We start from the raw sequence: 16209 nt of genomic DNA, 5'->3' as shown, positions 1-16209 counted from the left end.
GCATGAAGATCGCTACCTTCAACATCAACAACGTCAACAGCCGGCTCGATATTCTGCTCGCCTGGCTGGCAGTCGCCAGGCCGGACGTTGTCTGCCTGCAGGAACTCAAGGCCGCGGACAGGGATTTCCCGCGTGCCGCCATCGAGGCGGCGGGTTATGGCGCAGTCTGGCGCGGCCAAAAAACCTGGAACGGCGTCGCCATTCTGGCTCGCGGCGGCGAGCCGGTGATGACCCGTAACGAATTGCCTGGCGACCCTTCCGACAGCCAGAGCCGTTATATCGAAGCGGCGGTGAACGGCGTCCTGATCGGGTGCCTGTACGGTCCCAACGGCAATCCGCAGCCTGGGCCTAAATTCGATTACAAACTGGCGTGGCACGAGCGCTTCGGGATGCATGCCGCCGAGCTCTTCAAGACGGGCCTGCCAGTCGTGCTGGCCGGCGACTACAACATCGTGCCGGAACCGCGCGACATCTACGAGACCCGTTCCTATGACGACAACGCGCTGGTGCAGCCACAGAGCCGCGCCGCGTTCCGCGCCCTTCTCGACCAGGGTTGGACCGACGCACTGCGCAAGGTGCATCCCGAAGACACGATCTATACATTCTGGGATTATCGCCGGAACCGCTGGCAGCGCGATGCAGGTTTGCGTCTCGACCATATCCTGCTGAGCAAGAAACTGGCGCGCCGGCTGATTGATGCCGGTGTCGACCGGGACGTCCGCGGACTCGAAGGCGCCAGCGACCATGCGCCGGTGTGGGCGGATATCAAGGACTGATAGGCTGTCAGCCTTCGCCGCCGGGACTGCCCTGAAGCGCCATCTTGCGACGCGGCCAGAGAACGCTGCCTTTCAGCATACGGGCGATGGGTTTTTCGACCAGTTCGTAGGCCACAGCCCCCAACGCGACACCGAAAACCACCCCGGCAACCACGAGCAGCGGGTTCGGCACGGCAAGCAGAGTGCCGAATTTGATCACCACTGAAATCGCCAGCGTGTGCCAGAGGTAGACCGAGTAGGAGCTGTCGCCGAGGTAGCTCAAGGCGGCGCTCCGTCTCATCGTGCCGTCGCGTTCGAGGATCAGAGCGCCGACCACAAGGGCCGCCGCGAGCGGGCCGCAAAGCCACTCGTCGAAACCCATGCCGGTGATGCCGATAAAGGCAAATCCGCCAAGACCAGCCAGCAGTGCCGCGACGCCGAAGGCCCGTGGCGGCAATTTTCCCGCTAGCCACCATGTGCCGATGAAGGCGCCAAGCAGGAATTCGAGCATGATCGGCCGCGTGTAGGTAGCGAGTGCCGGGTCCTGCGGCGAAAACAGCATGCCAGCCAGCGTCAGCGCGCAGAAGACGCCTGTCATCGCCAGCAGCCGCGATCTGGCCGGGAGAAACAGCGAAAGCGCGAAAACTGCGTAGAAGAACATCTCATAGTTCAACGTCCAGCCCTGGACGAGAACCGGCCAAACCTGGCCGTCACTCGGCGAGCGGGACGGGATGAAGAGCAGGGAGCCCGCCACATGTTGCCAGGAAAGAACGAGGTTGGGGAACAATCCGGCCAGCCCGCCGGCGACCATGATGAGAGTGACGATCCAGTAGGGCGGCGCGATGCGCTTCAGCCTGTCTGCAATGAATTTCCCCGGCGTCAGCATCCTGCCATCGGCAATGATCCACATGATGAATCCGCTGATGACGAAGAACACGTCGACGCCGGCAGCGCCGATGGTGAAGTGGTGGCCAGCCCGCTCCGCCGCATGGAAGATGACGACTGCCAATGCAGCGAAACCACGTAGGTATTGGATTCCATAAAGTTTGTTCATCGGCGCGCAGGACTTCAAGTCGCGTCAAGTTTCACCAAATCTGTGTTCTAACCGGCTGAGCACCGGTGTTCGACTGTTCTGCTCTCGCCTCGTCGCCAGAAGACCTGCGGAATAGTAGAGCAGAAACGAACCAACCGCGTAGGGATGCATGACGTCGACTTCGAAGAAGGAGCGCACGGCCAGCATCAGCCCGATCCCAAGCAGCAGGAATGACTCCTCGTTGTGCCGCTCCGACAGCAGGCGCTTCAGGTGTCCGCCAATGACGCCGATCATCGTCACCGTGATCAATACCAGCCCGACATAACCGAGTTCGACCAGCGCCTCGATGTAGGTGTTGTGGAAGTGGAAGCCGCTGCGTGTCGGAATATAAAACTCCTCCCACAGGCGCTCGGCTTCGGAAAAGCCCTGCACCCAGTAAGCCTGGTAGCCAACACCGACCAGCGGAGCCTCTCCGACCGCGCGCAAGCCCTCCGACCAGAGATAGGTTCTACCCGTGAGCGTGGCGTCCTTGCCGAATGCGCCGAGCACCAGATCGATCGCACCGGCATTCAGTGCGCCCGCAACGCCGAGGGTCAGCAGAACCGTCACGACGAGGAACAGCATTTTCCGGCTTTGCGGCGCGAGCATCAGCACGAGCCCGATGCAGGCGCTTGCGGCGAGTGTCACCGCCGTGGCGATGATCGAGGTGGCCGATTGCGAGGCAAACAGCGCGTAGGTTGAAAGCGCGCCAACACAAAGCGCCAACAGTCGCCACAGGCCGGGCATACGGAGGATGAAAAGTGCCGCGAAGGCGAAGTAAACGCCTAGCGATCCGTAGAAGCCGAGCTGGTTTTTGGACGAGAAAGCGCCGACGAAACTGTAGCTGCCGTCGATTGGGTCATAGTGATGAACGCCGAACAGCAGCGAATAGACCACGACCAGCAGAATGCCGCCGAGCACGCCGAGCGTCAGCGTGCGGATGTCGACGGTGCGGGCAATAATCAGTGCGCAGACGATGTGCGAGAAATATTGCACGCCGGCACGCGCCGTCACGCCTGGCGCGGCCGACCAGAAGATAGAAAGGCAGGCAAACAGGCCGAAGCCCAGTATCCACCAATATTTGGCATAATTGCCGAGCACCTGGCGGTAGTTCACCAGCACCAGCGGCAGCCACAGCGCGTAATAGGCCAGGATGGAAATCTGGCCGAAACGCGCCGAATAGGCGAAGACGAAGATCGAAACGGTGACGGCCGCAATCCCGAACCAGAAATTCTGGCCGGGGGTTACCAGCAGCGACTTTGCGATCCTCATAGCGAACAGCCCAACGACTAGTCGGTCGGCGGAAGCCCGGCGACCGTGACCTTGACCACGTCGCCCGGCAGCACTGGCGTGTTTTCCTCCGCCGGAATTTCAGCGGTCTTGCCTTCCTGCTCTCTGACGATGCTGAAAGTCGCCTGTGGCGGTCCTTTGGCGGCGGCGCTGCGCGCTGCCGCTTCGGGCGCTTTGGACAGCGCTTCCGACATCAGGTTGCGGTACATTTCGATTTTCAGCGTGAGACCGGCGATGTCGGCTTCGACCTGTTGGCGCTGTACGGCCAGCTCCGCTTCTCGGTCGTTGCCCAGGTTGGTGGCGTCCTGGACAGCCTTGTTGATGTCCTGCTTGGCGCGCAGCGAGGCCGTATCGAGGTCGAGAATCTTGCCTTCCATATCAGCAATCTTCTGTTCGATGGTCAGCACGCGCGAATTCACCACCAGCCCGCGATCGGCGAGATTGCCGATACCCTTCAATTCTTCACGCGCCAGATCGGCTTGCCGCGTCTGCGTCGTCGATTTCTTGTCGAGTGAAGTGATTTCGTTCTCGAGCAGTTTCTTGAGGTCTTCGATCGCCGTCAGTTGCAGGCGCATACGCTTTTCGCGCGCCTGCATGATCGCCGTTTCCTCCGCGACCAGCGCCTGGGCATCCTCCACGTCCGCGAGTTCTTTCGGCATTTCGATCTGCGGCTTGCCCTGCAGTTCGGCGAGCAGCCGTGCACGTTTGGCATAAAGCCTATTACGTTCGGCGACATAGACTTCGTGGTTGCCGTCGGCGTTGATGAAATTGCGCTCTACTCCCTGGAGCCCATCAGGCGTTCGGCGCAGTCCACCTGCAAGGCTGACGGCCTTCAGCACCGTCAAATTGGGCCCGTAAGGGTATTGTCCCGGAGTTTGCGCATCGCCGGCGATGAAGATCGGGCGGTATTCGGCGAGTTCGACCGAAGCGTCGGGCCTGTCCAGAAGGCCGAACTTCTGCTGCAGCTGGTCGCCGATGGTTTTGGCGACCTCGGTGGTCGTCTTGCCGGCTGCGGCCGTTTCGCCGACGAAAGGAACCGACAGGTTGCCCGAAGGCCCGACTGTGTAGTCGCCGGTGATCGCTCCCCAATCGCGGAAAGTCCCTTCGGCGGTCTGCCATTCGACGACCCGGATTCTCAGCTTGTCCATCACGCCGAGCTTATAGTCATCAGCATATGCGCCGATTGGCGACAGCAGGCAGAGGAAAGCCGCAATAAGCGAAATGCCCGCCGAAACGCGGCGGGGGCCCTGCAATGCACGGCGGGTCATATATTCAATCATAATATCAATCCGAATTGACCGCCCGATCAGGGCGAACCACCTGGGGCGATGGCGTCAGTAGCTGCCGCGCGACAGGCAGACCGCCGGGATGGTCTTCAGGATGATGCGGACATCGGCTGCCAGTGACCAGTTTTCGACGTAGTGCCGGTCAAATGCCACACGAGTCTCATAGGAGACATCATTGCGGCCACTGACCTGCCACAGACCAGTAAGACCTGGACGCGATTTCAGATAGTAATCCGCCGAGCCGCCATACATTTCCAGCTCGTCCATCACCACTGGCCGTGGTCCAACGATGCTCATTTCGCCGCGCAGGATGTTGAGGATCTGCGGCAGTTCGTCGAGGCTGAGCTTACGCAGCACCGCGCCCACCTTCGTCACCCGCGGATCGTTCTGCAGCTTGCGGCTTGCTTTCCATTCGGCGCGGGCTTCGGGGTTGCGGCTAAGATAGGCCGAGAGCACCTGGTCGCCATTCGGAACCATGGTGCGGAACTTCAGGCAATGGAAGAACTCTCCCCTGCGCCCGACACGCCGGTGCCCGTAAAAAATGGAGCCGCCGTCGGAGCATTTTACCAGCACCGCGATCATCAGGAAGAGCGGGCTGAGAAGCATCAGTCCCGCAACCGCGCCAATAATGTCGAAGCCTCGCTTGAGGGCGCCACCGATCGGGGGATGATCTCTTGTAGCCGGTTGGTCCGAATAGGTCGGGTTGGCCAATCTGGCGACATTCTTCATGACGCGGCTCCAGTGAATAAAAAGGTTGACATAAGGTACCAGAAAAATTGTGCGCTGCAACATGTTGTTCGACGCGGGCGCCATAAACGCTTTAAATTTGCGATCAAAGTTTGGCCGATATAGGTATAAAATTCATATTTTGTGACCGAGTGATACAAATCGTAACATTGATGTCGACTTTGTGACGATGGAAAAGCCACGTATATCGAAATGATATTTTGACATTCGCAAAATTTATAACGAAAATATTTTTATATTACTACATGTACAAAGATATTCAATTTATAAATTACAAAAGTAACAGAACCGCCCGAGAGTATTTTACGTATCCACCGCCGCTGCAATGGCCGAACTCGTTCAGGCTTTGTTGTTTTTGGTTGCGCTGCAATATGCACGGAGTGGAGTCGGGAACTGGCCCAGGAACGAAAGGACATGGAAGATTTGCGTATGTGTTGCGCGGTGTGACGCGGTCCAATATATTCGTTTTGCCCGCAAGTTATGTTTGACCTTGCGAGAAGAAAGTTCCAATCAGTTCTTGCGGGCATGCTGATCGGGCAATTCAGGCGTGTGCCTGAATGGGGAGGCATTTTGGGATCATGGCGTTCAACGGTTTCTTTCGCGTAGGATAGCGCCAATGTCGCTTCCGCGCTTCTTGCTGGGCATGCTCGGCGTACTTTTCGTCTTCGCTGTCGCAACGTATTTCGCGACCCAGTCGGCGTGGACGACCTTCATCCAGACGCTGCTTTGTGCCGTGCTCATCCAGATCGGCTACTTCGCCGCTGTCCTCTTCATGGTCTGGCGTTCGAAGGACCGGAAGCAGGATGAAGCGAGCAGAGCTCCCGTGCAAAACCCGGTGGACGAAAAGCCCGCAAGCAAGGTTCGGCCCTTGCCGGGAACGGAACGCCCGCGTCATTTCTGATGGCAATCGACACCCGATATGAGGGCCATCAGATCATCTCTCATTATATTGTCTGATTGGACTGAAATCCGCCGCACTCTCGGGTTTCATGCTGGCGCTTCGAGCCGCCGGCATCCCGCCGGCGTGGGCAGATCCTGCGTTCGGCGGCAGGCAGAGGTGCGAATTGGTTCTTCCGCGAGAAAATGGCGTCTGCGTCGTCATCGCCGCCATGAATGCGGCCACCACCATCCAATCCGCAGTCCGCTCGGCGCTTCGCGAGCCTGAAGTTTCCGAAATCGTCGTTGTCGACGATGGATCGAGCGACGATACGGCCGGCGCCGCGATTGGCGTGGATGATGGCTCCGGCAGGTTAAAAATTGTCCGGCTCGAACAGAATCGAGGCCCGTCCTTCGCCAGGAACAGGGCGATCGCGGTATCGAGCGCTCCACTGATCAGCATTCTCGATGCCGACGATTTTTTCATTGAAGGCCGCTTCCGCCATCTTCTGGCGGGCAGCGGCTGGGATTTTATCGCCGACAACATCGTCTTTGTCGACGAAGGCCGGGCGGAGCCGACGGAGGAGGAAATCGCGCGTTTTCCGAACGAACCATTCCTCCTCGACCTTTCCGGCTTTGTCGATGGCAATATTTCCAGGCGCGGTGCCGACCGTGGCGAGATTGGCTTCCTGAAGCCGGTGATGCGCCGTTCATTCCTGGAGGCGCATCAACTGACTTACCGTGAAGACATGCGCCTTGGCGAGGACTACGACCTTTACGCCCGCGCTCTGGCCAAGGGCGCGCGCTACATGGTCATCCATCACTGCGGTTACGGAGCGACGGTGCGTGGAAATTCACTCAGCGGCCGTCACCGCACCGAAGACCTGAAAAGTCTTTACGAAGCAGATCAGGCTCTCCTCGCTTCAGCCGATCTGCCGCCGCGTGGGGCCGCCGCGCTCCGCCAACACGAACAGCATATCAGGGCGAAATACGAACTACGCCGGTTTCTCGACGTCAGGTCCAACGCAGGGCTGGTATCAGCTATGGTTCACGCGCTGCAGAACCCGCAGGCGCTCCCATCGATTGTCGCCGGGGTCGCTTCCGACAAACTGGCGGCACTACGCGCAAGCCGACCTCCCGTGTCGGCGGAATCCGGCAGCCTCCGCTATTTGCTCCAGCCCGGCCAGAACACTCAGAAATAGTCGCGCCGTACCCCGGCGATCACCTCAAGAAACTGTTCCTTGCGGCGTGCGAGTACCGTGTCCGAGCTCAATTGGGGTGTCGCTTTTTTTGCCTGCCGGAGTGCCAGCGCCGAGGGCGCCGCGAGAACCTGCTTGGCCATCGTCCGCATCGTCGATTGGCGCGGCTCTGCCTTCGCCGCTACCATGCTGTCACCGCCACGTTTGTTCGGGTCTTCCACGGTCCGCCATCTTTTCTCGAAGCGCACGCCCCAGAAGCGCGTGCCCTTGTGCATCGCCTCGTTGCGTGACGACACTGGAATTTGCCGCGGGCGATAGGCGACCTCTACCGTGTCGGCCCAATCGCTCCATTTGAAGCCGTTGATCTCCTGGGATGTCGTCACCGCCACCCACGGCACGCGGAAAGCGTCGGCCAGGATTGCCGCATGCATCGACTCGGCGATCACGAGTTCCGACTGGGCGATCGCCCTGATGACCGCTTTCGCTTCACCGCGCGGGTCCACATAGGTAACTCCGACGGTCTGGCAGACTGCGGGCCAGATGCTGCCGATCGTCGATTCCCAATGGGGAACGAAGATTGTTCCATTGGTTTTCGGCAAGTTGCGGAATTCCGGCATCTCCGCGACCATGACGGCCGGGTCGATGATGCCGAACCCGCTATCGATGCCGAGCTTTTCCGCGGTCCTTGGACCGCGCACCGCGCGAATGTCCCACAGGTCCTTGTCGGTCATGTCCGGCAACGCGCCATAGCCGAAGCCGCTGCCGATCACGAGTTTTCTGCCGTCCGCTGGCAGCAGTGCCCTGTTGAGCACGGTGCCGACGCCGACCAGCAGCACATCGGGGTGGACGTCGCGAAAGCCCGGCAGCAGGAAATCCCAAAGCCAGAGGTTGAGATCGTCGCCGAAATTACCGTGAGCGGATTCCCAGTAGAATGGGGTCATACGTGCCCTCTTTTTGGTCGAAGTCGGATAGACCACAGCGGTGGTCTTAATGGTTCTGCTTGCCCTGCGGTTCCGAAGTTTGTCCTGGTTTTCCGGCAATCTTGCCTGCCGCCAGTTCCAGCGCATTGCGCAAGATCTTAGGATCCTTCCACGCCCATTCGGCCAGAAGGCCGAATTGCGGGGCCTTGCGGCGGCGGACCAGCCGCATCTGGCTCCACAGCGCCTGGTCGCGTGCTGTCTTTTTGTAATGTTCGATTGATTCGATGTCTTTCGGACCGTGCGCAAATCGCGATTCCAGGCGGTCGAGTGCGACCCAGGTGTTGAACTGCTGCTTCAGGAACAGTGGAGAATCGCTGTCCATGCCGTGAAAGATATTGATGCCCTCACCACGCTTTGCGCCGATGCTATCGCACAGGATTGAGCGTTTTGCGGCACGCACGCAGTCATAGAAGAAGAGCACATCCTCCGCCGCCAGCCTGAGCGCGGCTTCGAAGCGAACCTTGCGGAACAGAGCCTCGCCGATCACCATGCTGGAGAGGTGCATGAAGCTCCAGTTCTTCAGCATCGCACTGGCAAGGTCGGCGACTTCCATGTAGTAGGGCGGCGTCTCGGAAAGCCGGCTAACCGCAGTCGTCTCGGCAAGTTCCGCCATGCCGAAATGATAATAGAAGTCCTCGCCGCCGGTTATCGAAGCCCAGTAACAATCGGCATCAAAAAGTGACATCCCTGCCACGGCATTCTTGAGATGGTCAGGTGTCCACTCGTCGTCGGAGTCCAGAAAGGCCGCATACCTGGTTCCCTCGGAGATGTGGTCGAGGCCGGTATTGCGTGCCGCACCGGGGCCGCCATTTGGTTGTTTTATAACAGTAATCGAGGCTCGCTCCTCGAGCGAAAGCGTTTCCAGATCTTTATCCGCCGACAACGGCGAGGCGTCGTCCACGACAATGATATGGAAGTCCCGATGGCTTTGCGCGAACACCGATTTCAACGCCCGGAGCAGGATTCCGGGCTCTTTTTGGTAGTACGGGATCACAACGCTGCAATTTGCCATTTTTTCGTGCCTCGTGAATTTTAAGAGAGCGCCAAGTCTCTCTGTCCGCTCCGCCCGGTGACCTGTTCTGGCTGCCGGGATGATCGCAAAGCTCCGCTCGAAAGCATACGGTGCCTGTCCATGTCGCCCGCCATTAGCCTGAAAACTGTGACAAACAATGTCGGCTGGAGTGCTCGTTCCAAGACCAGCACATTCGGGCTGAAGTTTGTCACCGTGCCGATCTTGGCCAGGCAAGCCTTGCCTCAGACGGTCGCGCAAACGATCGTGACGCTTCTCGCCACGAAGTTCCGGCAACCGGTTCGCGGCTGCACCCGCGTCGAGCGCCGGCACATAGTCCAATCCAGCACCAAAGGGGATATCCGTTGACCAACATACTCGTTGTAGGAGGCGCCGGTTACATCGGTTCCCACACCTGTCTCGATCTTGCGAGCAAGGGATTCACGCCGGTCGTCTACGACAATCTTAGCAATGGCCACGCCGAATTCGTCAGATGGGGGCCGTTCGAACATGGCGACATCCGTGACCGAGCCCGCCTCGACGCAGTGCTCGATACATACAAGCCTGCCGCGATCGTCCACTTCGCGGCACTCATCGAAGTCGGCGAATCGGTTCGCAATCCGACCGGTTTCTTCGAAAACAACGTGGCGGGGACGCTTACCCTTTTGTCGGCGGCGCAGGCCGCCGGCATAGACAAGCTGGTCTTCTCCTCGACCTGCGCAACCTATGGCTTGCCGCAAGCGATGCCGATGGACGAGACGCATCCGCAAGCGCCGATCAACCCCTACGGTCGAAGTAAACTTATCGTCGAGCAGATGTTGAGCGACCTCGACGCTTACGAGGGTTTCCGCTCTGTCGCACTGCGTTACTTTAATGCGGCCGGCGCGGATCCCGAGGGACGCGTCGGCGAGTGGCACTCTCCCGAAACACATGCAATTCCGCTGGCGATAGAGGCGGCGCTTGGCCGACGTTCGGATTTCAAGGTATTCGGCTGGGACTACGATACGCGCGACGGCACCTGTGTTCGCGACTTCGTCCATGTCTTGGATCTGGCCGACGCGCATTCGAGGGCGGTGCAATACCTGCTCGACGGAGGCGACAGTGTCGCGCTGAATCTCGGTACCGGCGATGGCACTACCGTCAAGGAGTTGCTGTCGGCGATCGAGGCTGTATCGGGCAAAAGTTTTCCGGTCGAATATGTCGGACGTCGGGAGGGCGATTCGCCGATGTTGGTCGCCGATAACGGCAAGGCTCGGTCCGTCCTCGGCTGGCAGCCACGTTTTGATTTGACGGCGATCATCGAAACGGCGTGGAATTGGCACAGTTCCGAACAGTGGCGCGAACGATCCGCGGCGTGAGCTTGGACCAAACTGAAAGGTCTCGATAATGCTGGGCTTTCGAACCAGAGGCGCCGACCGCGACCGGCAGACCGATATCTCCCGGATCGAGAAACTGCGGCAGGCCTTGCTTGACGTCGGGACCGAGCTTGCGAAAGAGGAGACCGGTTTGCGCCGTCGATATGAAACCGCCTCCACGGACGCCGCGTTTTCGCAGCAGGTTTACGAGGATGGCCGCGGAGATGCCGGAATCTCATCGCGTATCGACGACCTGACCAGCACCCTGATCAACTACTCCCGCCGCATTTCGGAGCTCGGCAAGCAAAGGGCATTCATCGGCGAAATGCTTGTTAAGCTGGATGATTTCGCGACCGAGTTGGATATCGGCGCGAACCGCCCGACCGCTCCAGAAGGTAGCTCGCGTTAACGCTCGCTCATAAAAAGTTACCTCGCTGATAAGAGGATTATGATCGCACGTCACATTCTCATCTTCTCCCTGTCGTAGTGCAGCGCAACATCAGCACTGACCTGCAACGCCCGTCGGGCGTCAAGAGATGAGGCTACAGACCGCGTGATTTCCGTACTGACCATCCCCACCCGAGCGAGAATCTCTCTAGGCTCGCTATCCCTTGGATTGCTGTTTCTTGGCGCTTGCGCGGCCGGGTCCACCGCAGGGATTTCTCTCGCCCATGCCGAAACAGCGGCAAAATCGAAATCCTTCGTCGAGAATTTCGATAAGTTGGACCGTAAACGCTGGTTCGTCTCGGATGGCTGGACAAACGGCGACCACCAGAACTGCACGTGGTCGAAGGACCAGGTCTCGGTGGGCGGTGGCACCGTCAAACTCGGCTTTACCAAGCAGCAGCTCAAGGACCGCGAGTATGTCTGCGGCGAGATTCAGACCAACCGGCGCTTCAGTTATGGCGTCTATGAAGCGCGCTTCAAGGCCGCTGCGGGTTCGGGGCTAAATACCGGATTTTTCAGCTATATTGGTCCGGTTCACAAGCAGCCGCATGATGAGATCGACTTCGAGGTGCTTGGCAAGGATCCTTCCAAAGTTCAGCTCAACCAATATGTCGACGGCAAGAGCGTGGGAGGCGAGAAACTCGTCGACGTCGCCGGCGGTGCCGACCAGGGTTTCAACGACTACGCCTTTGTCTGGGAGAAAAACCGCATCCGCTGGTATCTGAACGGTGAATTGGTCGGTGAAGAGACAGATCCGGCGAAACTGCCGAGCCACGCCTCGAAAATCTATCTGAGCATTTGGGGCAGCGACACGTTGAAGTCCTGGATGGGCAGCTTTGCCGACCCCGGTGCGAATGTTGCGGCAGAGATCGATCGCGTCGCGTTCACGGCGCCCGGAGAGCCATGCCAGTTCCCGGAATCGGTCGCCTGCAAGGTGGAACTGGACGTTTCGCAGTAGATCCGGCCAGTCCGTCCGCCGCGTGTTGATACGTCTGTCACCGGCGCCACGTCGAAAAATTGCTACATCGCAGCATAAATTGTTGCAGCGCAGCACAACCTGTAATAGCCTCCTGTGAGGGGCCAGAGACGGAAGCTTTGATGCTGCACGTTCTGTACCTTGTTCATGATCTTGTGGACCCTGCGGTTCGGCGCCGTGTGATGATGCTGCAGGGCGGCGGCGCTGGGATCACGCTGGCTGGTTTCCGTCGCGGCGATACTCCGGCAGATGGGATCGAGGGCCTGACAGCCGTCGATCTTGGCGCCACGCGCGACGGCAAGTTCGCTCAACGTCTGAAGGCAGTCGCCCAAGCCGCGTTTTCGCTTGCCGACAGGCTGCGTGGGATCTCAAGGCCTGACGTCATTATCGCGCGCAACCTTGAAATGCTGGCACTGGCGAACCGCGCCAACACACTGTTCGGCGGCGATGTGCCGATCGTCTATGAATGCCTCGACATCCACCGGCTCCTGCTGCGCGACGATCCGGTGGGCAAGGCTCTCCGTCATGCCGAGCGGCGGCTTGGCCGCGGAGCCAGCCTTCTGCTCACCAGTTCGCCGGCCTTCGTCAGGCACTATTTTGAGCCATACGGGCAGATCGATGCGCCGGTCGTGCTGCTGGAAAACAAGATTCTTTCGCTTGGCCGCGAAGTCCATGCACCGGTGGCGACCGCCTCGGCTCCCGCCCCAGGGACGCCGTGGAAGATCGGCTGGTTTGGTGCCTTGCGCTGCAGTCGTTCGCTGAAGCTGCTCGCCGAATTTTCGCGCCGTATGGAAGGCCGCTTCCGCATCGTGCTGCGCGGCCGGCCCGCCTATACCGAATTCGACGACTTCGACCGGCTCGTCGCCGCCGAACCATTCATGGATTTCCACGGCGCTTACCGCAATCCCGAAGACCTCGCGGATATCTATGCCGACGTTCACTTTTCCTGGGCGATCGACTTTTTCGAAGCCGGGCTGAACTCCAACTGGCTGTTGCCCAACCGGCTCTATGAAGGCTGCCGCCATGGCGTGGTGCCGATTGCCATGCGCGACGTCGAGACCGGCCGCTTCCTCGCCGGTCGTGGCATAGGTGCTCTGCTCGCTGAGCCCTCAACCGGCGCCCTGATTTCGCTGATTGGCGGCATGGACGCGGAAACATATCGGGGCCTTTCGCGTTCGGTCACTGTCGAGGATCCCAAGAGCTGGGTCTGCGATGAAGATGATTGCCGGGTGCTGGTCGAGCGATTGGCGGCGCTGACGGCCGGCCGTCATGCGGCAGTGCCACTTCGGGCAGCGGCATGACGGAGATGAGGGCGATCCCGATGAGCGACAATTCACCAAAAAACGGCAGCCTCGTCATTATTCCCTGCCTCAACGAAGCGAGCCATATCGGCATGCTCATCGAGCGGTTGAGCGGTGCGGTCGAAGCGCTCGACATGCAACTCATCGTCGCTGATGGCGGGAGCACCGACGGCACCCGCGAAATCGTCAGGCAGATTTCGGAAAAGAACTCCCGTGTTTCGCTGCTTCATAACGAGAAAAAAATACAGAGTGCTGCGATCAATCTGGCTGTGGAGAAATGTGGCGAAGGCCGCGATTATTTCATCCGCATAGATGCGCATGGTGATTATCCGGCTGACTACTGCGAGCGGCTTGTCGAGGAGGCGATTGCCACCGGCGCGGACTCGGTGGTCGTGGCAATGGCCACGAAAGGTTTCGGCCTTTTCCAGAAGGCCACCGCCGTCGCCCAGAATTCACGGCTCGGCAATGGCGGCTCGAAGCACCGCCAGGGCGCCAAGGGCCACTGGACCGATCATGGCCATCACGCGCTGATGCGCATTTCCGCGTTTGAGGCGGTCGGCGGTTATGACGAGAGCTTCAGTCACAACGAAGATGCCGAACTCGACTATCGGCTGAACGAAGCCGGTTACCGCATCTGGATGACCGACAAGACGATGATGACCTACTACCCGCGCGCTTCGGTCGGCGGACTTTTCCGTCAGTACCTCAACTATGGCCGCGGCCGCGCCAAGAACATCGTGAAGCACCGGGCATTGCCAAAACTCCGGCAAATGGTGCCCCTGATGGTTGCGCCGGTGGTGGCGGGCGCCTCGCTCGCCTTCCTCAGTTGGGCGGCGTTCGTGCCGGCTGGCGTCTGGATGGCGGCGTGCATCGGCTACGGTGTCTGGATGGCGGTGGGGCACCGCAATCCTTACGGGCCGCTGGCAGCCTTCTCGGCGATGGTCATGCATCTCGCTTGGTCGGCGGGTTTCTGGATGCAGTTGCTGGATTTTCGCAAGCGGGGAACCACCACGCCATGAACGGCCTTGCGAACAGGGAATCCGGCAAGTTGCAGGTCGACATCGGCATCTGCACCTACCGCCGCGTCGAACTCGAGGACACGCTGCGCTCAGTCGCCGGGCTGAATGTGCCGGCAGGCATAGCGGTTAAGGTCATCGTTGCCGACAACGACACCACGCCAAGCGCCAGGGAGCGCGTCAACCGGCTGCGCGCGGAAATCCCGTTCGAAATCCTCTATGTTCACTGCCCGGAATCGAACATTTCGATCGCCCGCAACGCCTGCCTCGACAACGGTTCCGGAGACTTCCTCGCCTATCTCGACGACGATACGACCTGTTCGGCCGAATGGCTTTCGGAACTTCTGAGCGTGGCCGAAGACACTGGGGCTGATGCTGTGCTCGGGCCAGTACGCGCTTATTATTCCGACGCGGCTCCGCTCTGGATGAAGCGCGGCGATTTCCACTCGACGCATCCCGTCTTCGTGCGCGGCGAGATCCGCACCGGTTACACCGGCAACGTGCTTTTGCGCCGTGCCTCTTCCAGTGTGGGGCGCCGCCGTTTTAACTCGGCACTTGGCCGCACCGGTGGCGAAGACACCGAATATTTCTCTCGGCTCCATGAAGCCGGCGGCCATATTGCCTTCGCGCCGGAAGCCTGGGCGTTCGAACCCGTTCCGGAAAATCGCGCACGCTTTTCCTGGTTAGCCAAGCGCCGTTTCCGCGTTGGCCAGACGCATGGCCGACTGGTCGCTGACAAGTCATCGGGGATCGCCACGATTGGCCACCTCGTTCTTGCCGCGGGCAAGGCCGCCTATTGTTTTGGTTTCGCAGCGCTCACCGTGTTTTCTCCAGGGCACCGCAATCGCCATCTGCTGCGTGGCATCATGCATGCCGGCGTGGTCAGCGGGCTGGCCGGCATCCGTGAAATCCAGCTTTATGGCCAGTTGGGGTCGACCACACGATGACCGCACCCCAGCCGGACGTCACCTTCGTCATAGCCGCCTACAACGCCGAGGCGACAATCGCGCGTGCCGTCGAAAGCGCCCTGGCACAGCAGGACGTCAGCGTCGAAGTGATTGTTGCTGACGACCGCTCGAGCGACGCGACAGCCAAAGTTGCGCAGGCTTTCCCGCAGGACCTGGTCCGCGTCGTCACTTTGCCGAAGAACAGCGGGCCTGGCGGCGCCCGCAATGCCGGGCTGGCCGCGGCACACGGGCGGTGGATTGCGGTTCTCGATTCCGACGACACCGTCCATCCGCATCGCCTTGCCCGCATGATCGCGCGCGCCGAAGCGACCGGCGCCGAAATCGTCGTCGACAATCTCGATGTGGCCAGGGATGGTGAAGCCGTTCGTACGACGATGTTTCCGAAAACCCTGCTGGCCAGATTCCCGGAAATCACGCTTGCGGATTTCATCGCGTCGAACGTCATGTTCGAGACTACCTTCTCCTTCGGTTACATGAAGCCGGTCTTCCAGCGGCGATTTCTCGAAGAACATCGCTTGCGCTACGATGAGGCGCTGCGCATTGGCGAGGACTATATTTTCCTTGCCTCCGCGCTGGCCAAGGGCGGCCGTTGTGTCGTCGAGCCGACTGCCGGCTATGTCTACCACATTCGCGACGGTTCGATCTCCCGTGTGCTCGAGCTTGGCCATGTGAAGGCGATGCTCAAAGCGGATACGAACTTCCTGCGGGATCACCACCTCGATGCGCCGGCATATGCTGCGCAGGCGCGGCGGACGCGCAGTCTCCAACAGGCAGCGTCGTTCCTGACGCTTGTCGATCATTTGAAGGCGCGGGCGCCACTGCGAGCGATTGCCACGGCGCTCCGCGACCCGGTGGCGCTCCGGCACCTGAAAATGCCGATCGCAGCGCGACTGAGAAGGTTTGCTCCGCAGCTTCAGCTGAAAGCATGAGCG

General features: G+C 60.0%; 16 protein-coding genes. 10 read left to right on the top strand and 6 right to left on the bottom strand.

What is annotated here, in order from left to right:
• Nucleotides 1-2: 2 nt before the first annotated feature.
• Nucleotides 3-776 (top strand): exodeoxyribonuclease III, encoded by a 774-nt coding sequence (gene xth, locus OHD58_RS22450; RefSeq protein ID WP_263805737.1) that lies wholly within the window; start codon nt 3-5, stop codon nt 774-776.
• A gap of 7 nt (nt 777-783) precedes the next feature.
• On the opposite strand, the gene OHD58_RS22445 is transcribed toward xth, so the two are convergent.
• The 4 genes from OHD58_RS22445 to OHD58_RS22430 all read right to left on the bottom strand — a co-directional run bounded on the left by OHD58_RS22445 (nt 784) and on the right by OHD58_RS22430 (nt 5132).
• A complete protein-coding gene (locus OHD58_RS22445) occupies nt 784-1809 on the bottom strand; it encodes an acyltransferase family protein (protein ID WP_263805736.1) in 1026 nt (341 codons plus the stop codon).
• 24 nt (nt 1810-1833) lie between these two features.
• On the bottom strand, nt 1834-3099 hold the full coding sequence (locus OHD58_RS22440) for an O-antigen ligase family protein (protein ID WP_263805735.1): 1266 nt from the start codon (nt 3097-3099) through the stop codon (nt 1834-1836).
• A gap of 17 nt (nt 3100-3116) precedes the next feature.
• Nucleotides 3117-4385: a polysaccharide biosynthesis/export family protein gene (locus OHD58_RS22435; protein WP_412177280.1), complete on the bottom strand. Its 1269-nt coding sequence runs from the start codon at nt 4383-4385 to the stop codon at nt 3117-3119.
• A 66-nt stretch (nt 4386-4451) separates the two neighbouring features.
• Nucleotides 4452-5132 (bottom strand): sugar transferase, encoded by a 681-nt coding sequence (locus OHD58_RS22430; protein WP_263805732.1) that lies wholly within the window; start codon nt 5130-5132, stop codon nt 4452-4454.
• A 634-nt stretch (nt 5133-5766) separates the two neighbouring features.
• Here OHD58_RS22430 and OHD58_RS30620 point away from each other — a divergent pair.
• Nucleotides 5767-6051, top strand: coding sequence for an exopolysaccharide production repressor protein (locus tag OHD58_RS30620; protein WP_318528282.1), 285 nt, complete (start codon nt 5767-5769; stop codon nt 6049-6051).
• 163 nt (nt 6052-6214) lie between these two features.
• Nucleotides 6215-7228, top strand: a complete 1014-nt coding sequence (locus OHD58_RS22420; RefSeq protein WP_263805731.1) for a glycosyltransferase family 2 protein — start codon at nt 6215-6217, stop codon at nt 7226-7228.
• Here the strand turns inward: OHD58_RS22420 and OHD58_RS22415 are convergent.
• Both OHD58_RS22415 and OHD58_RS22410 read right to left on the bottom strand, forming a co-directional pair.
• Nucleotides 7219-8166, bottom strand: a complete 948-nt coding sequence (locus OHD58_RS22415) for a polysaccharide pyruvyl transferase family protein (protein ID WP_263805730.1) — start codon at nt 8164-8166, stop codon at nt 7219-7221. The two genes, OHD58_RS22420 and OHD58_RS22415, sit on opposite strands and share 10 nt — an antisense overlap.
• Nucleotides 8167-8212: 46 nt before the next feature.
• Nucleotides 8213-9217 carry a glycosyltransferase family 2 protein gene (locus tag OHD58_RS22410; protein ID WP_263805728.1) on the bottom strand — a complete coding sequence of 335 codons (1005 nt, stop codon included), beginning with the start codon at nt 9215-9217 and terminating at the stop codon, nt 8213-8215.
• Nucleotides 9218-9579: 362 nt separating this feature from the next.
• On the opposite strand from OHD58_RS22410, the gene galE reads away from it, so the two are divergent.
• From galE to OHD58_RS22375, 7 genes are all read left to right on the top strand, one after another.
• Nucleotides 9580-10572, top strand: coding sequence for a UDP-glucose 4-epimerase GalE (gene galE, locus OHD58_RS22405; protein ID WP_263805726.1), 993 nt, complete (start codon nt 9580-9582; stop codon nt 10570-10572).
• Nucleotides 10573-10600: 28 nt separating this feature from the next.
• Entirely contained in the window at nt 10601-10978 is a 378-nt protein-coding gene (locus OHD58_RS22400) for a hypothetical protein (RefSeq protein ID WP_263805724.1), read from the top strand.
• 147 nt (nt 10979-11125) lie between these two features.
• Nucleotides 11126-11974 (top strand): family 16 glycosylhydrolase, encoded by an 849-nt coding sequence (locus OHD58_RS22395; protein ID WP_412177279.1) that lies wholly within the window; start codon nt 11126-11128, stop codon nt 11972-11974.
• A 140-nt stretch (nt 11975-12114) separates the two neighbouring features.
• Nucleotides 12115-13293: a glycosyltransferase gene (locus OHD58_RS22390; protein WP_263805723.1), complete on the top strand. Its 1179-nt coding sequence runs from the start codon at nt 12115-12117 to the stop codon at nt 13291-13293.
• 20 nt (nt 13294-13313) lie between these two features.
• Nucleotides 13314-14312 (top strand): glycosyltransferase family 2 protein, encoded by a 999-nt coding sequence (locus tag OHD58_RS22385; protein ID WP_263805722.1) that lies wholly within the window; start codon nt 13314-13316, stop codon nt 14310-14312.
• A complete protein-coding gene (locus OHD58_RS22380) occupies nt 14309-15256 on the top strand; it encodes a glycosyltransferase (RefSeq protein WP_263805720.1) in 948 nt (315 codons plus the stop codon). Before OHD58_RS22385 ends, OHD58_RS22380 begins: the two co-directional genes overlap by 4 nt.
• On the top strand, nt 15253-16206 hold the full coding sequence (locus OHD58_RS22375; protein WP_263805719.1) for a glycosyltransferase family 2 protein: 954 nt from the start codon (nt 15253-15255) through the stop codon (nt 16204-16206). Before OHD58_RS22380 ends, OHD58_RS22375 begins: the two co-directional genes overlap by 4 nt.
• Nucleotides 16207-16209 lie beyond the last annotated feature (3 nt).

It is taken from the genome of Mesorhizobium sp. ZC-5 (genome assembly GCF_025753855.1).
In the GTDB taxonomy this organism is placed as follows: Bacteria; Pseudomonadota; Alphaproteobacteria; order Rhizobiales; family Rhizobiaceae; genus Neomesorhizobium.
This window is presented reverse-complemented; position numbering and strand designations above follow the sequence as displayed.